This is a genomic window from Rhodocaloribacter sp., from assembly GCF_056451265.1.
In genome coordinates, this window is sequence record NZ_JBWOPL010000035.1 from 174,898 (window position 1) to 196,367 (window position 21,470).

The 21,470-nt window shown below is 65.9% G+C and carries 19 protein-coding genes and 2 tRNA genes; 11 read left to right on the forward strand and 10 right to left on the reverse strand.

The genetic code is table 11. The features are described from left to right. Positions 1-12: 12 nt before the first annotated feature. Positions 13-1,344 (reverse strand): NAD(P)/FAD-dependent oxidoreductase, encoded by a 1,332-nt coding sequence (locus AC1HIY_RS05625; protein ID WP_479575733.1) that lies wholly within the window; start codon positions 1,342-1,344, stop codon positions 13-15. A gap of 247 nt (positions 1,345-1,591) precedes the next feature. On the opposite strand from AC1HIY_RS05625, the gene AC1HIY_RS05630 reads away from it, so the two are divergent. From AC1HIY_RS05630 to AC1HIY_RS05650, 5 genes are all read left to right on the forward strand, one after another. After that, entirely contained in the window at positions 1,592-2,470 is an 879-nt protein-coding gene (locus AC1HIY_RS05630; protein WP_479575734.1) for an NAD(+)/NADH kinase, read from the forward strand. A 105-nt stretch (positions 2,471-2,575) separates the two neighbouring features. Beyond that, positions 2,576-2,648, forward strand: a tRNA-Phe gene (locus AC1HIY_RS05635). A gap of 101 nt (positions 2,649-2,749) precedes the next feature. Beyond that, positions 2,750-2,827, forward strand: a tRNA-Asp gene (locus AC1HIY_RS05640). Positions 2,828-2,910: 83 nt separating this feature from the next. Further along, positions 2,911-3,651 (forward strand): NAD(P)H-hydrate epimerase, encoded by a 741-nt coding sequence (locus AC1HIY_RS05645; RefSeq protein ID WP_479575735.1) that lies wholly within the window; start codon positions 2,911-2,913, stop codon positions 3,649-3,651. Positions 3,652-3,839: 188 nt separating this feature from the next. Further along, positions 3,840-4,136 carry a hypothetical protein gene (locus tag AC1HIY_RS05650; protein ID WP_479575736.1) on the forward strand — a complete coding sequence of 99 codons (297 nt, stop codon included), beginning with the start codon at positions 3,840-3,842 and terminating at the stop codon, positions 4,134-4,136. A 17-nt stretch (positions 4,137-4,153) separates the two neighbouring features. Here AC1HIY_RS05650 and AC1HIY_RS05655 read toward each other — a convergent pair whose 3' ends face one another. Next, positions 4,154-5,527: an amidohydrolase family protein gene (locus AC1HIY_RS05655; RefSeq protein ID WP_479575737.1), complete on the reverse strand. Its 1,374-nt coding sequence runs from the start codon at positions 5,525-5,527 to the stop codon at positions 4,154-4,156. Positions 5,528-5,781: 254 nt separating this feature from the next. Here AC1HIY_RS05655 and AC1HIY_RS05660 point away from each other — a divergent pair, with 254 nt between their 5' ends. Then, on the forward strand, positions 5,782-6,339 hold the full coding sequence (locus tag AC1HIY_RS05660) for a hypothetical protein (RefSeq protein ID WP_479575738.1): 558 nt from the start codon (positions 5,782-5,784) through the stop codon (positions 6,337-6,339). 34 nt (positions 6,340-6,373) lie between these two features. Here AC1HIY_RS05660 and AC1HIY_RS05665 read toward each other — a convergent pair whose 3' ends face one another. From AC1HIY_RS05665 to bcp, 5 genes are all read right to left on the reverse strand, one after another. After that, positions 6,374-6,787, reverse strand: a complete 414-nt coding sequence (locus AC1HIY_RS05665; protein WP_479575739.1) for a hypothetical protein — start codon at positions 6,785-6,787, stop codon at positions 6,374-6,376. A gap of 58 nt (positions 6,788-6,845) precedes the next feature. After that, positions 6,846-7,601 (reverse strand): triose-phosphate isomerase, encoded by a 756-nt coding sequence (tpiA, locus tag AC1HIY_RS05670; RefSeq protein WP_479575740.1) that lies wholly within the window; start codon positions 7,599-7,601, stop codon positions 6,846-6,848. 40 nt (positions 7,602-7,641) lie between these two features. Beyond that, on the reverse strand, positions 7,642-9,036 hold the full coding sequence (locus AC1HIY_RS05675) for a peroxiredoxin family protein (RefSeq protein ID WP_479575741.1): 1,395 nt from the start codon (positions 9,034-9,036) through the stop codon (positions 7,642-7,644). Between the two features lie 84 nt (positions 9,037-9,120). Continuing rightward, positions 9,121-10,599, reverse strand: a complete 1,479-nt coding sequence (gene gatB / locus AC1HIY_RS05680) for an Asp-tRNA(Asn)/Glu-tRNA(Gln) amidotransferase subunit GatB (protein ID WP_479575742.1) — start codon at positions 10,597-10,599, stop codon at positions 9,121-9,123. 32 nt (positions 10,600-10,631) lie between these two features. After that, positions 10,632-11,120, reverse strand: a complete 489-nt coding sequence (gene bcp, locus AC1HIY_RS05685; RefSeq protein ID WP_479575743.1) for a thioredoxin-dependent thiol peroxidase — start codon at positions 11,118-11,120, stop codon at positions 10,632-10,634. Positions 11,121-11,410: 290 nt separating this feature from the next. Here bcp and AC1HIY_RS05690 point away from each other — a divergent pair, with 290 nt between their 5' ends. Both AC1HIY_RS05690 and AC1HIY_RS05695 read left to right on the forward strand, forming a co-directional pair. Next, positions 11,411-12,283, forward strand: coding sequence for a hypothetical protein (locus tag AC1HIY_RS05690; RefSeq protein WP_479575744.1), 873 nt, complete (start codon positions 11,411-11,413; stop codon positions 12,281-12,283). Next, positions 12,280-12,705 (forward strand): cupredoxin domain-containing protein, encoded by a 426-nt coding sequence (locus AC1HIY_RS05695; RefSeq protein WP_479575745.1) that lies wholly within the window; start codon positions 12,280-12,282, stop codon positions 12,703-12,705. The genes AC1HIY_RS05690 and AC1HIY_RS05695 overlap by 4 nt, the downstream gene beginning before the upstream one ends. A gap of 39 nt (positions 12,706-12,744) precedes the next feature. On the opposite strand, the gene AC1HIY_RS05700 is transcribed toward AC1HIY_RS05695, so the two are convergent. The 3 genes from AC1HIY_RS05700 to AC1HIY_RS05710 all read right to left on the reverse strand — a co-directional run bounded on the left by AC1HIY_RS05700 (position 12,745) and on the right by AC1HIY_RS05710 (position 17,097). After that, positions 12,745-13,479 (reverse strand): DUF547 domain-containing protein, encoded by a 735-nt coding sequence (locus AC1HIY_RS05700; protein ID WP_479575746.1) that lies wholly within the window; start codon positions 13,477-13,479, stop codon positions 12,745-12,747. 69 nt (positions 13,480-13,548) lie between these two features. After that, positions 13,549-15,531, reverse strand: a complete 1,983-nt coding sequence (locus AC1HIY_RS05705; RefSeq protein ID WP_479575747.1) for an alpha-ketoacid dehydrogenase subunit alpha/beta — start codon at positions 15,529-15,531, stop codon at positions 13,549-13,551. 96 nt (positions 15,532-15,627) lie between these two features. Then, on the reverse strand, positions 15,628-17,097 hold the full coding sequence (locus AC1HIY_RS05710; RefSeq protein WP_479575748.1) for a sugar transferase: 1,470 nt from the start codon (positions 17,095-17,097) through the stop codon (positions 15,628-15,630). A 220-nt stretch (positions 17,098-17,317) separates the two neighbouring features. Between AC1HIY_RS05710 and AC1HIY_RS05715 the strand changes: the two genes are divergently transcribed. From AC1HIY_RS05715 to AC1HIY_RS05725, 3 genes are read left to right on the forward strand one after another with little or no spacing between them, the layout of a single operon-like run. Then, positions 17,318-18,871, forward strand: coding sequence for a hypothetical protein (locus tag AC1HIY_RS05715; RefSeq protein ID WP_479575749.1), 1,554 nt, complete (start codon positions 17,318-17,320; stop codon positions 18,869-18,871). Further along, positions 18,871-19,476 (forward strand): hypothetical protein, encoded by a 606-nt coding sequence (locus tag AC1HIY_RS05720; protein WP_479575750.1) that lies wholly within the window; start codon positions 18,871-18,873, stop codon positions 19,474-19,476. The genes AC1HIY_RS05715 and AC1HIY_RS05720 overlap by 1 nt, the downstream gene beginning before the upstream one ends. Beyond that, positions 19,473-21,440, forward strand: coding sequence for a TonB-dependent receptor (locus AC1HIY_RS05725; RefSeq protein WP_479575751.1), 1,968 nt, complete (start codon positions 19,473-19,475; stop codon positions 21,438-21,440). Before AC1HIY_RS05720 ends, AC1HIY_RS05725 begins: the two co-directional genes overlap by 4 nt. Positions 21,441-21,470 lie beyond the last annotated feature (30 nt).

Sequence of the window (21,470 nt, forward strand, 5' to 3'; positions counted from 1 at the left end):
AGCGCCTTCCCGTTATTTAGTGAGGATGCCTCGGAGCCCGCGTTTCCGCCGGAGCCGCACCGGCGCCTCGGGGTGCATGGCGTTATACTTCTCCACCACATCCTCCTCGAAGCGGGAGAAGAACTCCGGGTCGAAGTTTGCCGCGCCCAGGTGCTCGAGCACGTAGCGGATGGGTTTCCGCTCCCGGATCCACGCGGCGCACACGGCGTGACGGTATCGCACGCCGAACACGTTGAAGCCCGTCACGGCGCCGTCGTCCTCCCGGTAGTTGATGCGGATGCACCGATCCGCGTTCGGATGCTCCCAGTACAGCGTCCCTTCGCCCGGCCCGAGTGTGGTCGGGACGACGCCGTACGTCTGGTATTCGAGGTCGAAGAACTTGGCGGAGTTGAAGAAGATGCCCGGGCGGTACGGCGTGCGGCGTCCACAGAGCGTCTGCGCAAGCGTCCGACCGTGCATACGCCCGGTGTACCACAACTGCTCGATCGGTTTGCGTCCCGGCAAGGGCTCCCGGAACTCCGCACAGTCGCCGGCGGCGTACACGTCCGGCGCGCTCGTCTCGAAGAAGCGGTTCACGAGAACGCCCCGGTTCGTCTCGATCCCGGAAGCCTGCGCGAGGTCGACGTTCGGATGCACCCCCACGGTCAGCCCGACGAACCCGCACGCGATCTCCTCCCCCTCGCTCGTGACGACCGCCCGCACGCGCCCGTCCGCGTCGCCGAGGATCTCCTTCAGTTCCGTGCCGAGGCGGAGGTCGATGCCGTGCGATCGGATCTGCCGTCCCACGAGGTCCGCCTCCTCCGGCGGAAGCAGATAATCCATATAGCCTTTCTCGCGCACGAGGAACGTCACCGGAATGTGGCGCGCGTGAAGCATCTCCGCCATCTCCACGCCGATCAGTCCGCCGCCGACGACGACGGCCCGATCGATGCCCTGCGTGTTCTGCTCCATCCGCTCGAGGTCGTACAAGCCGTACAGTCCCTGCACGCCGTCGAGGTCCTGTCCCGGCCAGCCGAACTTGTTCGACTGCGATCCCGTGGCCAGCACGAGCCGGTCGTATGAAAGCACGGCGCCCGAACTCAGAAAAAGCCTTTTGCCCCCGGTGTCGACCTCCCGCACGTAATCCCGAAGGAGCTCGATGCGGTTTTTCTCCCAGAAGTCATCCGCATAGGGCTTCGTCTGCTCGTATGTGAGGTGCCCCATGTAGAGGTACATCAGCGCCGGGCGTGAATAGAAATGCTCCGACTCGGCGGAGATCACCGTGATCCTATGGTCGCTCATCTTGCGTACGAAACGGGCCGTGGTGATGCCCGTGACGCCGTTTCCGACGATGACGATGTGCATGATAGTATAAAGGTGAGGCGTTCGATGCATCGAGGGCCGGGACGTCAACATACGAAACCCGTCCGCATCCTTCCATCCGGCTTCTCTATTCTGATACCGGGCAATCGTCCGTCAGTCTACCCTGTCGTCGCGATGTTACACGTCCGTCACGGATTCCCTTTCGCTGCGGCGGGTGCGGGGAAGCTTGCTTTTCGCGAGAGGGCCGTCTAGTTTCGCTGATCCGATTCACGGCACAGACCGACGGCCCATGATCTTCGGCATCACCGGTAACACGCACAAGGAACAGCTCTGGCAGCCCGTGGCCGACCTCGTCCACTGGATGGTCCGTGAAGGCATCGCGTTTCGCCTGCATCGCAACGTGGCCGAGGGCCTGATCACGCGCGGGTTGCTCGACGAGAAGCTCTGTGCCTCCCACGGCGTGACGCATCTGGCCGAGCACGTGGACGTCATCCTCTCCTTCGGCGGCGACGGGACGCTTCTCAACAGCGCACACGAGATCGGCGAGCGCGGCACGCCGATCCTCGGGGTCAACATCGGGCGGCTCGGCTTCCTCGCCGACGTGGAGGTGGCCCACATGCGTGAGACCGTGCGAAGGCTCCTGGCGGGCGATTACCGCATCGAGGCGCGCATGGTGCTCGAAGCGCAGGCCGACAACGGCGCGGAGCTCCGCGCCCGATGGGCGCTCAACGAGTTCGTCCTCATGCGCAGCGGCGAGACGAGCATGGTCTCGATCGAGGTGAAGGTGGACGGCGCGCCGCTCAACGTCTACTGGGCCGACGGGCTGATCATCGCCACGCCCACGGGCTCGACGGCGTATTCCCTTTCCGTCGGCGGGCCGATCCTCGTGCCCGGCTGCGGGGCCGTCGTGCTCACCCCCATCGCGCCCCACGCGCTCACCGCGCGCCCCATCGTCCTCCCCGACCGTTCCGTCATCGAGGCGCGGGTGATCAACTTCGAACGCCCCTACGTGGTCACCGCCGACGGCAAGAGCTCCGTGCTCACGAACCGCCCCCTCCGCCTGACGATCCGACGGGCGCGGCACACGGTCAACCTCATCAAGCTCCCCGAACAGCACTTTTTCCAGACGCTCCGCTCGAAACTCATGTGGGGCGTGCGCAAATCCTGACCCGTCGCTCCCTTCTACGTTTGTAAACTCGCCGTGAAACCGTCCGGTCTGCCGGGAGTTTGTTGACAGGTGCGGGGACGCCACCCTATATTGGCGGCCCTTCAAGGTCAGGTAGCTCAGTTGGTAGAGCACAGGACTGAAAATCCTGGTGTCGGGGGTTCAATTCCCTCCCTGACCACAAGAGAAGCCCGGCCCGGCAAGCTCCACGGAATCCTCAAGAAGCTGAGGTTGCATGCGCGAGGGCATGGGCTTTATCTTTGAAAACTGTGCGCGAAGCACGGTCCGGTAGTTCAGTTTGGTTAGAACGCTGGCCTGTCACGCCAGAGGTCGCGGGTTCGAGTCCCGTCCGGACCGCCAGAAGGGACAGTGAGGTGCACCCCTCGCTGTCCCTTTTTTGATGGCTCATAAGGGATGCCGTCTCCGATCCTTCCTGCACACCCGTGACCGTTCCCCTCCTCTCCTCTCCGATCCCCTATCTCTCCGTCGATCAGATGCGCGCGGTGGACCGCGCGATGGAGGCGGACTACGGCATCTCGCTCCTTCAGATGATGGAGAACGCCGGGCGAAGCCTTGCCCGCCTCGCGGTGCTGCGCTTCCTCGGCGGCGACCCGCGCACCCGGCGGGTGACGGCCCTGTGCGGCACGGGCGGCAACGGCGGCGGCGGGCTCGTCGGCGCGCGCCATCTCCACAACCGGGGCGCTCGCGTCACCGTCGTCACCACACGCCCGGCGGAAGACTTCCGGGGCGTGCCCGCCCGGCAACTCGCCATCCTTCGAAACATGGGCGTGCCCGTCTTCCCGGCAGACCGTCTGCAGACGCTCCCCGCGGCCGACCTCCTCCTCGACGCCGTCATCGGCTACAGCCTCTCCGGCACGCCGCGCGGCGCCGCCGCCGTGATGATCCGCCGCGCCAATGCACAGGACGCCCCCATCCTCAGCCTCGACGTCCCCTCCGGCCTCGACGCCGACACCGGAACGGCGCTCGAACCTGCCGTCCGAGCCGAGGCCACGCTCACCCTGGCCCTGCCGAAAACGGGTCTCCGCCCACCCGAAACCCGCGCCTTCACCGGCGAGGGCTACCTGGCCGACATCAGCGTCCCCCCGGAACTGTACGCGGCGCTCGGACTGACCGATACCCCCGCGCCCCTGTTCTCCCGCGACGAGATCCTGCGGTTGTGGTAAAGATGCGCCGCACCCTGCGGCGCCGCGCATTTTTCGCCCCCTTTCATTTTATCCCGCCCTCGCCGAACCGATACCTGTGAGACACCCAGGAAGCAGTTCCACCACACCTTCTCGCCCCTCGCCGGACCACCCATACGCGGCGAGCGATGAGAGGTGAGCGATTGTTTCACCAGGAAGAGGGCGGAATTGTGAAGACGGCCATCATCATTCTCGCATTCATCGTCACGCCGGTGCTCTGGTCTTCCAACCCATCCACCGACGACTTTAATGCCTTCATGCGCGAGCGTACCGAGCGCATCGAGCGGGAAGACTCCCCTGCGCTGTACTTCGGTCACATGCCGCGCTCGGACGCCGACACCTACGGCTGGGAAGGTTCGCTGGCGCGCGAGGATTACGTGCTCTTTTCCATCTACACGTATCACGCGCCCGCCGGAGACACCTCCCGATACATCGGCGTCGCGAAGCGCTTCCTCCTCGTCGATTGAAGCGCGCTCCCCGGCTCCTATCGTGACGCTTCCGGCCGAATCGGGCGGTGTTTGTACACCGCGCCGTGCTTCATCACGAGGTCGACGTCTTGAAGGAGGTTGACGTACCGAAGCACATCGCCCCGGACGGCGATGACGTCGGCGTACTTGCCCGGGCTGACCGTGCCCACGTCCTCCGAGACCCCCATCATCACCGAGGGCCAGTACGTCGCCGACCGGATCGCTTCCATCGGGGGAACGCCGAAGACGCGCACCCACAGATCGAGCTCCTGCCATGTGGAGCGGCTATGGAAGTTCAGCGGAACGCCGCTGTCCGTGCCGATGAGGAGCGTCACGCCCGCCTCCCGGAGTTGTTCGAACTTGCGTTTCAGCGTGGGTCGGCGCAGGGGGGTGAGTTGATAGTACGGAAGTTCACCGGGACGGGCGACGGACGCAGCGATGTCGGCCACGATCGAGTCCGGAAGCCCCTCGTGCCAGCTCGGATCGTCGAGCCCTTCCGGATGATCCCGGAGGTATTCGTAGTTCTGGAGCGGCGAGACGGTGGGCGTCCAGAAAAGCGGGCCGAGATTCATCTTCGCCGTCCGTTCGCGCAGCGCCGCGAGGACGTCGTCGGGGTAGGCGGGCGCGGTGGCCAGACCGGTGTGCTCGAAGCAATCGACGCCCGCGGCGAGACCGCGCCGGATCTCCTCGGGGCGATGCGCGTGCGCCACCACCGTCAGCCCGCGCCGATGCGCCTCATCGACGACGGCCCGCACCTCCTCCATCGTCATCTGATCCTGGTCGATCAGCTTGATGACGTCGACGCCCGCCTCGGCGAGCCTGCCCACCTTCGCCCGCGCGTCGGCTTCCCCGTCGACGCCCCACCGAAAGGCCTCCGTTCCGGGATACGGTTCGTGCTGAAGAAAGGGCCCGGAAACGTAGAGCGTCGGGCCGGGGATTTGCCCGGCGTTGACGGCATCCCGAACCGCGAGGATGTCTTCGAGAGGCGCGCCCAGATCGCGGGCGCTCGTCACGCCGGCCATGAGAAGCTGCCGTGCGGACGAGGGCATGATCACGTCCCGAAAGAGCGGTGGATACGTCCGATCCCAGTGCGCGTAGTCGGCGTGCCCGTTGATCATGAGATGCACATGCATGTCCCATAGGCCGGGCAGGACGCTCATCCCTTCCGTGGAGATCACCTCCGCACCCTCCGGCACTTCGAGCGCGCCGACCTGACCAACCGCACGGATCCGTTCGCCTTCGATAAGGATGACGCTGTTCTGAAGCGGCGCGCCCCCGTAGCCGTCGATCAAGGTTCCTCCGACGAGCGCAACCACGCCGGATTGTGCCGAAACGTTCATCGGGGAATGAAAGAAGACGACGACGAGGAACAGCCGGAAGAGATTTTTCATGACGCTCGGGGATGGGTGCATGGGAAGCGTCACAAAATAACTCTGCAGGCGGCGATTTGAAAATGAGCGCGCAGGCGGACCTCCGCGGAACCCGTCATGCCCCGCCCCGGCCGTCGCCGGTCCCGGTCCGCTTCTTGCCAAATACTTTGCGCACCGTCGCATCCTCCCGGAACGCACACGAGCGCCAGGGCCGAGGAAGCGGCGTTCGGCACGCACGAATCATCGTTCGTAAAATGAACCGCGAGGTATGCCCCATGAAATCCTTTCTTCGAACCCTCCCCTTTCTGCTCGTCCTCGCCCTGGTCGGCGCGTCCGCTCATGCGCAGGTGCACATCGGCATTCAAGGGGGATACAGTCCCGACACGTTTCATTCCGACGGGCCCGAACGGGGCGCCTATCTCCTCGGAGGACAGGTCCGTTTCGGCCTCGAAGGGCTCCCGCTCATCATCAACCCGAGCTTCGACTACTTCTTCAACGACGTCAAGAATCTTCAGACGTGGCAGTTCGACGCCAACGCGCTGATCCCCTTCGGTCATCCGCGCCGGTCGCGCATCCTTCCGTATTTCGGCGCGGGGCTCGGCGTCACTCGCGTCACGGTCGATGCTCCCGTCATCGGGCGCTTCCTCGTCCGGGCGCGGACGAGCTACGGGCTCAACCTCATCGGCGGAGCCGTCATCGGGCAAGGCCCCGTGCGTATGTTCGGACAGGCCCGGTATACGATGGGCGAACACGCCGCCTTCCCGGACGCCGACCGTAAGAACGGTCCGGGCGTCGCGTTCACCGGCGGGTTGCTTTTCCGTGTGGGGCGATGAAGACCGGACAACCCGCGGGCGGCGTGAGGGCGCCTCACCCGCCGCGCCCGTCCTTCCCGACCTTTGTCTGGATGATGATGACGCCGTTCGCGCCGCGTCGTCCGTACCCGCTTCCGTCGGGCACGATCCACATGCGCGCGATGTCGCGGGGATTCAGGCCTGCCGGGGTTTCCGTATAGAAGCCGTCGATCACCCAGAGCGGCCCTCGCCGGCTTCCGCGAATCCGCACCGTGCGCCCGTCGACGTATACGCCGGGTTCACCGATGAGCAGTTCTTCGACGATGCTGATCTGCCGTTTCTTGAGCTTGCCCTGAACGTCCACTTCCCGGGCATTTGCCGGGACGATGCTCTTGGGCGGGATGATCTTCCGGGGCGGTCCGCAGCCGAGCATGAGCGCCGCCGTCACGACCGCGACGAGCGCGAGACGCTTTCCATGATGTCGCTTCATGGCGACCTCCGCGATGAATCGCTGGGTTAAGACGTGCGCGACCAGGTCGTGCGCGACCTCACCCGACTTCCCGCGCCGCCTGAACGATGGCGGCGAAGTCGTCGGCCTTGAGGCTCGCGCCGCCGATCAGCCCGCCGTCGACGTCGGTCTGGGCGAAGAGCGCTGCCGCGTTGCCGGGCTTGACGCTCCCGCCATAGAGGATCTGGATCCCGAAACCGATCTCTTCACCGAACCAGTTGATGAGCAGTCCCCGGATGAACGCATGCATGGTCTGCGCCTGCTCCGGCGAAGCCGTGCGCCCGGTCCCGATGGCCCACACCGGCTCGTAGGCCACCACGATCTCACCGGCGTCTTTCACCGAGAGGCCGGCCAGTCCCCGTTCGACCTGAGCCTGCACGACGTCGTTCTCCTTCCCCGCGTCGCGTTGCGCCAGCGTCTCGCCCACACACAGGATGGGCGCGAGTTTGTACGCCCGCGCCTGCCGAACCTTCCGGTTGACCTCCTCATCGGTCTCGCCGAACACGTGGCGGCGCTCGGAGTGCCCGAGGATCACGTAATGACAGCCGACCGAGCGAAGCATCCCCGCCGAAATCTCACCCGTGAAAGCACCCGCGTCCGCGTAATGCATGTTTTGCGCCCCGAGCCGCACGTTCGAGCCATGGACGACGTTGAACACCGCGTCGAGGCTGATGAAGGGCGGACAGACCGCCACCTGCACGTCGGCGACGTTTCCTACGGACGCCACGATTTCACGCGCGAGCCGCGTGGCGGTGGGCAGGTCGGTGTTCATTTTCCAGTTTCCGGCGACGAACATAGAGAGGGAGGCTTTCGGGTGTGAGGAATGGGAAACGACGTCAACGGGTCGGGCCCGCCGTCCGCCTCAGGTTCAGCAGTTCGGCGATCTGAATCTGGAGCGGCGTCATCGCGCTCCCGACGTATTTGCTGACGATGCGGCCGCTCTGATTGATCAGAAAGCGCGTCGGAAGCAGGTTTACATTATAGAGCCGGGGAAGGGGTCCTTCAAGCCCTCCCTCCGCAAAAATGTGGATGCCGGGGAGGTCTCGCCCTTCCAGAAAAGCCTCGTTGACGAGCGTGTCCGGCTCGACGGAGATCGAGAGAACGGTGAAGGGAAACGGTTCGAGCGCCCGAAAGAGCTGGTTCCGAAGGCCCAGTTCGCGTTGAAAGATCGGGTTCTTCGGCGCATAAAATTCGAGCAGGACGACGCGTCCGCGCAGACTGTCGAGACGGACCGTGCGCCCCTCGACGTCGGTCGCCGCGAAGCCGGGCGCGGGCATGCCGGGCATCAGGTTCTCGAGTTCGTAGATGGCGCGTTCGCTCCAGTGGGCCCATCGGCTGTCGGGCGCGCGCGCGGCGAGGGTCTGCGCCGCCTCCAGCGCCTCCTGTTGTTCGAGGCTGTCGATGTGGGCGAGGACGATCTCGGACTGCAGCGCCACCCAGGTCTCCTCATCGGGGGCCTTCGCCTGGAACGCGCGGACGAGCGCGAGGGCCGCCTCCTGTCCGGCGAGCCGCGCTTCTGCACGCCGCGCCGCACGCACCACCTCGACGAGGTTCGGATGATCGGGCGGAAGTTCCCGGGCGCGCGCCACGAGGAGCGCGTCGTCCCAGCCGTCGAGCATCACGACGGCCTCCGTCGCTGCGAGGGCGCCGCCGAACGTGTTCGGATACGTCTTCCGAAGGCTCCACATCATGTTGCTCGTCTGCCGGATGACCCGGGCGATGAGCTCCTGATCATAATCCCGGTTCTTCATGACGTCGACGAGCACCTTGTTGTGCTGATCCTTCGCGTTCCGATAGGCCATCCACGCGCCGTTCTCGGGCGAGCCCCGCACGATGAGCCCCGGCCCGCGCAGTGGGAACTCCGCGCGCACGAATCCGCTGTCGCCGTCCGCCACCACGAGTTCGCTGAGCGTGAGCATGACGTCGTTCCGGCTGACCAGGAGCGGGAAGACGCCGCGATAGGGCGCGCGCACGTCGAGCGCGAAGGCGCCGGTGCTGTCGGTGACCGCCATGCCGAGCGTGTCCACGTCCCCGCTCGTGTTGTCGATCACGAGCACCTCGAAGCCGGAATAATCCCGGGTGGAATCGACGGCGGGGTTCACCGTGAGCACGCCTTCGAGATGGCCGTGAACCTGCACCTCGCCGCCGGTGTCGCGGCCGCAGCCGGTCGCGGCGAGTAAGACGAGAACGACGAACGGCGCAATGGCCGTGCACAGTGCTTTATTCCGCATGAAGACTCGGGGGTGTGAAACTTGCCGGGGGACCCACGCCTGCCGCCCGGACGAACCTTTTCCGGAGGGCCGTCGATGTACGTCTCAACGCATCTTTTCGATCCGCTCGATCAAAAGCTTTCGCACGAGTTTGGGGTCGGGGGAACCCGGAAAGGCGCGCATCACCTGACCGATGAAGAAGCCGATAAGCCCCTCTTTCCCCCCGAGATACTGCGCGAGCTGTTTCGGATGCCGGGCGAGCACCTCGTCGACGATGGGCGCGAGCGCCCCGGTATCGGAGACCTGAAGGAGGTTGCGTTCCCGGGCCAGCGCTTCGGGCGGTCCCTCCTCGTGCAACATGAGTTCGAAGAGCTCCGTCGCCGCGGAAGAGCTGAGGCGGTCGTCGAGACGGAGGTGGATGAGGGCCGCGAGGCGGTCGGGAGAGATGGGGAACGCCCCGGCTTCGAGCCCTTCGTCTTTGAGCACGCGGAGCACGTCGGTCATGATCACGTTCGAGACGGCCTTGGCGACGGCGGACGGCTCGGCGAGGGCGCGCGCGGCGAGGGCCGCCACGGTCGCCTCGAAGTAGTCGGCGACGGCGCGCTCTTCGGAGAGCAAGGCCGCGTCGTAGGGCGGCAACCCGAGCGCCTCCACGTACCGACGACGCCGGGCCTCGGGCATCTCCGGCAGCGTCGCGCGGATCGCGTCGAGCCACGCCTCGGTCACCACCACCGGCACGAGGTCCGGGTCGGGGAAATAGCGGTAGTCGTGAGCCTCTTCCTTCGAGCGCATCGGTCGGGTTTCCATACGGTCGGCGTCCCAGAGACGCGTCTCCTGCGTCACCGTCCCGCCCCGCGCCACGAGCTCGATCTGCCGCCGGATCTCGTAGGCAAGCGCCCGCTCGATGTGCCGGAACGAGTTCATGTTCTTGACCTCGGTCTTCGTCCCGAGGGTCGTCTCCCCGCATCGGCGGATGGAGACGTTGGCATCGCACCGGAGCGACCCTTCCTCCATGTTGCCGTCGCAGATGCCGAGATAGCGGACGATCTGCCGGATGCGCTGAACGTAGCGCGCGGCTTCGCCGGGCGTGCGGATGTCCGGCTCGGACACGATCTCGATGAGCGGGACCCCGCACCGGTTGTGGTCGAGGAGCGTGCCGTACGGGTCCTGATCGTGGATCGACTTCCCCGCGTCCTCCTCCATGTGAATGCGCGTGAGCCGAATCTTCCGTCCGGGCGCCCCGTCCTCGCCTTCGACCTCGATGAAGCCGCCCTCGCAGAGGGGCGTCTCGAACTGCGAGATCTGATACCCCTTCGGGAGGTCCGGATAGAAATAGTGTTTCCGGGCGAAGACCGAACGCGGCGCAATGCGGCTGTGCGTGACGAGCCCCATCCGCAGCGCATATTCCACCATGCGTTCGTTGAGTACGGGAAGCGTCCCGGGATGACCGAGGCTGATCGGATCGACGTGCGCGTTCGGCTCCGCCCCGTATGCGGCGGGCTCCGGACTGAACGCCTTCGTCGCGGTCGAGAGCTGGCAATGCACCTCCAGCCCGATCACCGCCTCGTATGCTGCTTCCGACATGCCCCTGTCCGTCCGTGTGGCCGTGTTTCCCGTCAGCCGGAAAGGCCAAATTTTTCGAGGATCTCCTCGGCGTGTTCCGAGACTTTCGGGCGTTTGAACACGTGCCGTATGAGCCCGTCTTCATCGATCAGAAAAGTGGTGCGTTTGATGCCCATGAACTTCCTTCCGTAGAGGTTCCGCTCGCCCCACACCCCGTATTTCTCGAGAATCGCATGCTCCGGGTCGGCGATCAGGGGAAAGGAGAGGCCGTATTTCCCGGCGAATTTTTTATGTGAGTCCACGTCGTCCCCGGAGACGCCGAGCACCACGATCCCGGCGTCCCGAAGGACCTGGAGATGATCCCGGAGGTTGCAGGCCTGCTTCGTGCATCCGGGAGTGTCGTCCTTCGGATAAAAATACAGCGCGACCTTCCGGCCTCGGAAATCGGACAGGCGGACCGTCTCCCCGGTCTGCGTCACTCCTTCGAAATCCGGGGCGGGCGTTCCCACTTCGGGCATGGAGGATGCTGTTGTTTTTGACATGGCGCGCAGAGGGTTCGTTCACGATCAGCCATGGAAGATACACAATGCCTGCCCGCGCGTCTCGCCCGAACAGGCCCTTCACGATGTCTTTACGGAAGTCTTGTAACGCCCCCAACAGAGAATGAACGCACGAGTGACCATCTTTTTCACCGAATCAAGGAAGCCTTATGATTTGCCTGCACGTTACCCTGTCGTCACCGACGGCGCGCACGCCTCTACGTTCACTCGCCGCTGCGGCGCTGTTGTTTTTCGTTTCAACCCTCGCTGCGTCTTCTGCCTTCGGGCAGCCCATGGCGAAACAGCTCCAGAAACTCAAAGCCCTCGCCCCGGCGCGCGGCTACGTCATCGCGCACAAAGACGTAAAGAACCCGCCGAAGCTCTTTGGCGGTCCGCTTTCGGTCACCGTCACGCAGTCGAGCGGCGGCGTTTTCGTGGCCCTTCCGGACCGTCGCCGCCTCGACACGTACGTTTTCGGCACGCCCTCGATGCCGCGTGCTTTTGCGGGGACGCCCGGCATCAACGGCGTCCCTCCGCCGGCGCGAGAGGCCGAAGACGACCACTACACCCGCATGAAGATGCCCTCCCCCTTCGGCGACAAGTACCTGGTGATGGCGGACGGGAACATGGAGCTGCACGCCGTCGATGCGACGGCCGTGGACGGCGCCACGACGGAAGATCAGGTCCGCTTCAAAGCCTCCTGGAAAGACAAAAAGGGCAACACGTATGAGGTGCGGTGTTGCGGTATGCTGGCCGCCCACGGCATGGAGTTCCCCACCTTTGGCGGCGTCGTAACCAACCACATTCTCCACGGCGTCACCCGGCTCGGCACGGCTCTCATGCCGACGGAGTTCGTCTATGTGGCCTTCTGGGGCATGGGTGAAGTGCGCAAGAACGGCAAGGTGCTCGACAAGCCGCGCCTGATCCATGGGATGCTCACCGAATATGTGCGAGGTGAGGGCTACAAACTCGCCTTTGACGATGAAGTGACGCCCACCCGGATGCAGTTCCATCTGATGATCCCGCCGTTCATGCCGGATCCGGAGAACCTCTCGTTCACGCCCAAACCCGTAAAGACGGGATTGACCCTGCCCAACGGCATGGAGCTCCCCTTCTGGCACGTCATGTTTGAGAACCTTGAAACCAGGGCGGAGCGTGGCCAATGATGACGTTCCGAATCACGTTCTTGCTCGCGGGCCTGTTCGCACTCTCCGTTTACGGAGCGTCCTGCTCGTCGGCACAGACGCCGCCCGCGAAAGACCACTCCGAGGACAAGGCCGACGCCGTCGTGCGCATGACGAACACGCTGCGTTTCGAACCGGACACGGTGCGGGTGCCCGTGGGCGGCACGGTGGAGTGGCGAAACACGTCGCTCCTCGTACACACCGTCACGGCCGACCCGGCGAAAGCCACCCTCGAAGGAAGCGCCCGGCTCCCCAGAGGGGCCGAGCCTTTCGACTCCGGGAATCTGGAGCCGGAAGCCGTGTTCCGCCACACGTTTACCGTGCCCGGCAGCTACGGCTACTTCTGCATTCCACACGAAGGGGCGAAGATGAAGGGCGTGGTCCTCGTCACGCCGAAGCAGTGACGCGGTCACCCGATGCCGGTGCGTCCGGCGGCCGGGCGATCACCCTTCGTTCAGCCGCCAGTCGTACCGGAGGTATCGCACCCGGTAGGTTCCGCGCAGAAGCCGATCCCGGACGTCTCCCTCAAAATACGGGGCGAGAAAGGCCTGAAGCCCCCGTTCATCGCGGGCGAAGTCGCGGCGAAACCACCGAAAGATGGGCGAGAGCCGGAGGAGGCCGGACGCATCGGGGATGCGGTTCTTGTCGGGATCGTGGAGGAAGTCGCGGGCCTGATCGTCGAGTTGAACGTCGAGGCGGGGACCGAGGTAGGCTTCGCGGCGGAGCTTCGGACAGCTTCGGGCGGCGCACACGAGCGCGAAGTGGATGCGCGGTTCGTCGAACGCCTTCCGGAGGATCCCGTGCTCGACCTCGTTGAGCGTGAGCCTTCGCCCGCCGACGCGCACGATCCGATACTCCCACGGGCTGTTCAGCTTCGGCACGTACAGGCTGAGGCCCGGCAGCCGCACCGGCGTGATGTGTTTGATGCTCCGGACGGGATAATGGTCGAGAATGAGACGCAGGGTCCAGGCGTTATAGACGTTGATCCAGAAGGCGAGCCGCGCGGGGGGGGGCATGGCCTCGGGCGTGGCGGCGTCGAGCGAGGCGAGGTACGGCTCGAGCGCGCCGCTCCGCTTCAGCCCCGCATAATCGACCTGCCCGCGCGCGTCGACGAAGGCGTCGAGCGCCGCATCGAAGCGACGGTGGTCGAAGGCGGCGGATTCCCGGAGGGTGTTCATGAGGGGTCGGGCGCGGAGGTGGCGAGCAGGCTCCCCGTACGTTTGCCCGAACGCCCGAGGCGTTACGTCTCAATAGGCGAGCAGCCGTTCGAGCGCCGGGCGGAGGCGGACTTTCGCGGCATAGATCTCCTTTTCGAGCGTCGGAGAGAAAGGGATCGGCAGATCTTCGGCGGCCACGCGCACGGGTGGAGCGTCGAGGTATTCGAAGCCGGCCTCGGTGATTCGGGCCGCCACCTCCGCGCCGAAGCCCGCCGTCATCGGAGCCTCGTGAAGCACGAGGAGACGGTTCGTCTTCGCCAGGGAACGGAGCACCGTTTCGACGTCCCACGGGACGAGCGTCCGCAGGTCGACGACCTCGATGGAGAAGCCCCGTCCGGCCTGATGCTCGGCCTCCTCGAGCGCCCAGTGCACCCCCAGGCCGTACGTCACCACCGTCGCGTCCGTCCCCTCTCGGGCGAGGCGCGCCTGTCCGAAGGGCAGATGGAACGGCGCCTCCGTCACGTCGCCCCGGAGCGAACGGTAGAGATGCTTGTGCTCGAAAAAGAGCACCGGGTTCGGGTCCTCGATGGCCGTCATGAGCAGCCCCTTCGCATCTTCCGGCGTGGACGGGATGACCACCTTGAGACCCGGCGCGTGCGCGAACCATGCTTCCATCGCCTGTGAGTGGAACGGCCCCGCGCCGATGTATCCGCCGTAGGGCGCGCGGATGGTCACGTTGACCGGGGCGCCCCACCGATAATGCGTCGTCCCGAGGTTGTTCACGATCTGGTTGAAGCCGCACGTGATGAAGTCGGCGTACTGCATTTCGAGCACCGGCTTGAAGCCGCCGAGCGCCAGCCCCATCGCCGCACCGACGGCCCCGCTCTCGATGATCGGCGTATTCCGCACGCGTTCACGCCCGAACTGCTCGAGAAAGCCGGCGGTGACCTTGAAGACGCCGCCGTACTCGGCGATGTCCTGCCCCATGAGCACGATGCGTTCGTCGCGCGCCATCGCCTGCCGGAGCCCGTCCGAGATCGCATCGATGAAGCGGCGCTCGCTCCGGGGTCCCGTGGGCGGGATGAGAGCGGCATCGGAGGGCGCGAAGACGTCCGCGCGCTCGGCTTCGGGGGTGCTGTGCACGGGCGGCTGCGTGAGCGCCCACTCGGCGATCTCGTCGATCTCTTTCGTCAGTTCGGCCCGGAGCGCCTCGATCTCCCCGGCCGTCATCACGCCGTCGCTCACGAGCTTTTCGGCGAACCTCTCGAGGGGATCGCGGTCGGCCCAGGCGGCGAAGAGGTGGCCGGGGACGTACTTCGTGCCGGAGGCCTCCTCGTGGCCGCGCATGCGGAAGGTCTTCATTTCGAGCAGCGTCGGCCCTTCTCCGGCCCGCGCCCGGTCGGCGGCTTTCCGCACCGCCTCGATCACGGCGAGCACGTCGTTGCCGTCCACCACCACGCCGGGCATGCCGTAGCCCACGGCCGCATCCGCGATATCCTCCACCGGAACGGCCTCCGACGTCGGGGTGGAAAGCCCGTACCCGTTGTTCTCGACCACGAAAAGCACCGGGAGCTTCCAGACGGCGGCGAGGCTGAGCGCCTCGTGGAAGTCGCCCTCGCGCGTGGCGCCGTCTCCGACGAAAGCGAGCGCGACGCTCTTCTCCTGCTTGAGCCGTTCCGAGAGCCCGAGCCCGCAGGCGACCGGGAGCATGGCCGCCAGATGCGAGATCATGCCGACGATGCGTTTCTCGGGCAGGCCGAAGTGGAACGTCCGGTCGCGCCCTTTCGTGAAGCCGCCCTCCTTCCCCATGAGCTGGCAGAAGAGGGGGCGGAGCGGCACGCCGCGCGTCGTCCAGACCCCGAGGTTGCGGTGCATCGGGAGCACGTAGTCGTTCGGTTCGAGCGCCCAGGCACAACCCACGGCAATGGCTTCCTGTCCATATCCGCTGAACCACTTCGAGAGCCGCCCCTGACGAATGAGCCGGAGCTTTTTCTCTTCGATCGTACGCGGCAGAAGGAGGGCGCGAAAGAGCGCCTTGAGATCGACTTCCGCCGCGGCTTCGGTCTTCGACATACGAGGGCTTCGGGATGAATTCTAAAAGGGGAAATTACACCGCGCCCATGAAGCAAAGGCGCGGCCACGGGAAGAGCACAGAGATTTCACACGGGGTCACTGCCCCTTGCCGAGCATCGCCGTGCGGAGGGTCCGGAAGAGAATCTTGAAATCCATGCGGAGGCTCATGTTCTCGATATAGAAAAGGTCGTATTTCACTTTCTGCCGCACGTCGTCGAGACTCTGGTCGTATTTCCACTTCACCTGAGCCCATCCCGTGATGCCGGGCTTGACGCGATGCCGCCGTCGATAGAGCGGGATTTCCCGCGCGAGTTTCTCCACGAAATACGGACGTTCCGGCCGGGGGCCGACGAGGCTCATGTCCCCTTTGAGCACGTTCCAGAACTGCGGCGCTTCGTCGAGGCGGGTCTTCCGGAGCCACCGGCCGATGGGCGTATAGCGGGGATCATTCTCCCGGGCCCACACCGGGCCGGTCTCGGCTTCGGCGTCCTGCCGCATCGTGCGAAACTTGTACATCGTGAAGACGCGTCCGTGCCGGCCCACACGCTTTTGCCGGTAGATGGCCGGGCCGGGCGACGTCAGCCGGATGAGTGCGCCGAGCACGATCCACAGCGGCATCCCGACGGTGAGGACGACGAGCGAGACGAAGATGTCGATCAGGCGTTTCGTGCTCTGTTCCCACGCCTGGATCGGCTCCGGGAGCACCTCGATGAGCGGGAGGCCGTACATGTGCTCCGTCCGCGCCATGCCGCCGATGATGGTGTAAAAATCGGGCACGAGTTTGATCGTCACCGGCTTGCCGTCGCAGAGGTGAAGCACCTTCATGAGCGGCTCGTGATCGTCCGAGCCGAGCGCGATGAGCACGTCCTGCACTTCGAGCGCGTCGATGAGGTCCGGCAGCGCTTCGATGCTCGATCCTTCGGCGGCGACGGCGGCCACCGCCTGTGCGCCCGCGCCGTCGCCCGCCGAGTGGTACCGTTCGCCGGCGGCGGGAAGCGGCTCGGGCTCGGACGCGTCACGCCGGAGCCGGATCGCGCCCACGACCACGAGACCGGCCTCGGGATACCGCGCCACCTCGTCGTAGAGCTTCTCCACCTGATCGCTCCACCCGACGATGAGCGCTTTGTGCGTGCCGTATCCCCGTAAAATCAGGGCTTTCTCGACGGACCGCACGCCGATGCGCCCGAGCGAGACGAGCGTGACGGCTGCGAACCAGTAGAAAAAGATCGCCTGACGGCTCGCCCCCGGTTGCAGGGCATCGATGTATACGGCGAAGATGAGCACGAGCACCCCCACCGTGACGACCTTGATGAGCGAGACGAGCTCGTCGAAACGGCTCGCCGCATATCGCTCGCGGTACATCCCGAAGAAGAAGAAGAGCAGGATCCAGAAACCCGCGAGGACGACGTTCCAGAGAACAAAAAAGAGCGGTTGCGTATCCGGGAAGATCTCCGGCTCACCGAACCACATCCACCGAAACCGGGCGAGATAATAAAACACGTCGGCCGCCGTGAAGGCGAGCGCGTCCGAGAGGAGCAATGCTGTGAGTTCGATCTTGCGCGACACGGTCGGTTTCCCCTGGCGCGAGCGATGGAGGAAGGGAACGGCATCGCCTATATGACGAGCGCGTGTGGAGGTTTCTTCGGACGGGCCGTACTCCGGCTTCGGGACCAACATATTTATTCATCCTCTGCGATACAAGGAGGCCCCTTTATTCACCCAACCCGCTTTTGATTTCCGCGCGCCTCGCCCCTAATTTGCGCGCTCACGTTCCGAAACGCTTGCCATGCTCCGTCGCTCCCGCGCCCTCCTCCTGCTCTTGATGGCCGCCTTCGCCCTCTCCGGCGCAGCGCGGGCGCAATCGAACCGACTCATCCCGCTCGACGACCCCGCGTATCGATACATCGAGCGGCTGCAGCGACGCGGACGGCTGCTCGATCTTCACCCGACGGCGCTCCCGTACCGCTACGGCGAGGTGGCGGCAGCGCTTCGCTCCGTGGACCGCCGCGCCCTCTCGTCGGTCGAGGCGGCGTGGGTGGCGCAGCTCGACGCGCGCTTCCGCGAGCGCCCGCTCTCGCCCGACGAGGCCGTGCTCGGCGTTCAGCTCGGCGGCGGCGGCTCGGCGGCCAACACCCGGCGCCTCGACGGCCTCCGTCCCCTCGGCAAAGAGGCGCATGCCTTCGAGAACGTCTTCGCACAGGTTTTCGTCGAGAAAGGGCCGTTCGTCGCCCAGCTCGGGGCGCGTCACGACCTGTACTACGACCGCGACCCCGACGGGCTCGACGCGGTCCGGCGGCTCACGGCACGGAGCGAGGAGAGCTATGCCGGCGCACACACGCCCTTCGCCTCCCTCTACCTCGGACGCTTCGCCAACCACTGGGGACTGCCGGGCGGCCCCGGCGTCGTCCTGAGCGACAACCCCCGCTCGTACGACCAACTCAACCTCCGGCTCGGCGGCCCCCGCCTCTCCCTGCGCAGCCTCCTCGGCGAACTCGACAGCATCACCGCCGACGGGCGATACACCGGCATCGCCGGGGACGACTCGGTGCGCGCGAGCGAGCGGCGGTTCTTCGCCGCCCACCGCTTCGACTGGCGGCCCACCCCGAACCTCGTCCTCAGCCTCATGGAGTCGGCGATCTATTCGGGCGGCAACTCGGGGGTCTCGCTCAAATATCTAAACCCCGCCAACCCCTTCTTTTTCGTCGTGGACAACCGCCCGAAGAACGACGAAAACAACGGCGCCGTAGCCGGGCTGATCTGGCTGCACGCGGGACGGCTCACCCTCCACGGACAGCTCATGTTCGACGACTTCGACGTGCTCAACGGGCAGGAGCCGGCCTCTTTCGCGATGACCGGGCGGCTCGTCTATGCCGCCCGAGAAAACCTGGACCTCGGCGGCGGCCTCGACGTCGTCGCCGCGCGGACGTACAACACGATCCAGCCCGAAGGCCGCTTCCTCTACCTCCTTCGCGGCCTCGCCACCCAGTTCAGCGACTACGTCCACGCGCACGCCTTCGCCGATCTGTACCTCGTCCCCGGCCTCATGCTCACCCCCCGCCTCGACGTGCTTGCACAGGGGGAACGCGACATCCGGCAGCCGTTCCCCGCCAAAGACTCCGACGTCCCGACGATCCTCGACGGCGTCGTCGAGCGGACCGTCCGGACGAGCGCGCGGCTCTTCTTTCAGCGCGACCCCCGATGGTGGATCCGCCTCGACCTCGGGGTCAACGTGACGAAGAACAAGGGAGCGGTGGAGGGGGCGGACGAGACGCGCTTCGTGGGGCTGGCCGCTTTCGGCGTCCGCCTCACGTTCGACCAGAACTTCAGGCTCCGCTTTTGATGCCGCACCCGTCCTTCATCGCTCCGAGGCCCCCCCTGCGCGCGCTCCATGCGGCGGCGGCGCTCTGTCTCTGCGCATGCGCGCTCCCGCTTCAGGCGCAACCCTTCGAGACCCTCGAACTCTCCGTGACGGGCACGGTGAACGTGAACCGCAATTTCCTTCACGAATTCTGGCGCGCCGAACCCGGCGGGGGCCTCAATGTGACGACGCCTTTTTACCTCGGCTTCGCCGAGGCAGGCGGTCTTCTCCACCGATACGGAGTTCAAACCGGCGCCGTGCCTCGCTTCGATGCGCTCCTCGTTTATGCGGGATGGGGGCTTCGGCTCAGACTCGCCCCGCGCCTCACCTGGCAGAACGGCTTCCGCGTCGGCAACTACCGGATGATGTTCGACGACGACACGTTCGCCGGCGTGCGGAACGAGAGCGAGTTGGCCCTCGCGCTCCATTCGAGTCTGAGCCTGCGCCTCTCCGGGCGAATGGCCGTGCGTGTCTCGGGGAGTTATACGAAAGTCTTCACGTTCATTCGCCTCAAGCTTTTCCACGTCTCGGCGGGCGTGACGTATCGGATGCGCACGCCGGAGTGGCTGCGGGAGTTTTTGCGATGAAACGCCGGTGCGCCTTCTTCATCGCGGCGCTCGTCTTCGCCGCGACGCCCGCCCGCGCGCAGACGGACGCCTTCGTGATCCACGCCGCCGAGATCGAAGCCTCGGGGGCGACGCGCCTGAGCGATCTCTTCTCCATGATCGACACGTGGAGCGCCGTCTCCGTCGACGGCTATGCCACGGCGGCCTCGGCCTTCGGCCTCGCCCCGCGCCGGTCCCCCGCATGGACGCTCTTCGTCGACGGACTGCCCGTGGACCTGTCCTCGTTCGGGGCGAAGAACCTGAACACGCTGCCGCTCCACGCCCTTCAGATCGACAGCGTCACGGTGATCAGCCGCCCGGTCGAGATCGCCGGGACGTTTGCGCCGGCGGGCGCGCTTCTGCTGCACACGCGACAGCCGGAGCAGGGATGGTCCGTGCGCGGGCACGTCTCCGCCGGAAACGAAGTCGGCGACCCCGGACCGTTCCGATACACCGCCTTCGCCTCCCCGAACATCGACCGGATCGGGCCGACGTACCTCGCGGAGGTTTCGTATGCCGGGGAAGGCTGGTTCGCGCGCGCCGGATGGAAGGCGGACGAACACCACGCCACCGATGCGGTCATCGACCCGAGGGTTCGGTCGGTGTACGTCGGCCTCAAGAAAGCGCGCCTGTTCGTCTTTGCCCCGTCGATCATGCTCGGGCTGAACGGTCGCCGCGGAAGCCACCGGCTCTTCGCCGGGACAACCCGGTTTCAGGACCTCCGCTTTTTCGACCCCCTCGGCATCGAAGTCCCGACGGATGAGCATTTCCGCTTCGCCGGTCTCTACGGCGACTTCTCCCCGGGCAAAGCGTCCGGACTCCGGTACCGCCTCCGGTTCTCCTCGACGGACCACGACCCGCGCCCCAATCAACGGGGCTTCGTGTTGGACTGGCGGCAGGACCGCCTGCGCGGGAACGTCGAGATGCGCTTCGCTCCGGGCCGCGCGCGCCTCGCCCTCGGCGCTTCGCTCGATGCGCGGCGGGTCCTGACGACCGACCGTCTGACGCGGCGCTCGATCACGCTCCCCGGCGTCTTCGTTCGTCTCGCCGTTCGTCCCGCCCCCGCCTGGACGCACCGAGTCGCCCTCCACCTCACCCGCGCCCCGCGCGACGCCTTCGCTTCGGGCCGCCTCGGTTTCGAGGGCCTCGCCACGAGCGTCCTCCGCCCCGCGCCCGCACACACGTTCACCTTCACCCTGGCCTATGCCGTCCGGACGCCCAACGAGGAGGACACGCCGTGGTTGTGGACCCTTCGAGGCTTCCGTTTCTTCGAGCGAAGCGGAGCCGATCTCGGCCTCCCCCCTTTCCTCCTTTCGAGCCGAACGCTTACCGGCGATCTCTCCTGGCGATGGCGCCGCTCCCCCGCGCTCGAAGTGCATGTCACGGGCGCATACCGCCTCTTTCGCGGGCTGACGCTTGCCACGACCGCCTTCCACCTCGATCCGGACGGTCCCGGATTTGCCCCGCGCACCGTCGTCCACATCGGTGTCGCCGGTCAGGTTCTCGGAGCCGCCGCCCGCGTGCGATGGCGCCCGTGGGCCCCTTTCGACCAGCGATTCTCCTATGCCTTCCTCCGTCCCGTCTCCGGCGCTGACGCGGCGTTCCGGGAGGCCTGGGCCGGCGTCCCGAGACATCGGGCGAGCTATACGGTCCGCTTCGAGCCTGTGGCCCGACTGAGCCTGTACGCGCGCGTCCGCTTCGAGTCGGAGACCCTGTGGCCCGGCTTTCGCCCTGCCGACTTCGAGAGCGGCGGGCGCTTCCCTTCCGAGCGGCCCGCCTACCTGATGATCGACCTCTCCGTGCAAAAACGCCTCTGGCGCGATCACCTCCGCGCCGCCCTCTCGTTCCACAATCTCACGAACGGCGCGTATCGTCCCCATCCCGCCGGAGCCGTCACGAACCTGACCGTGTATTTCCACCTCGAAGCGCGATTCGGGGGGAGATGACCGGGGCGTGATGACGAAAGACCCAACCCT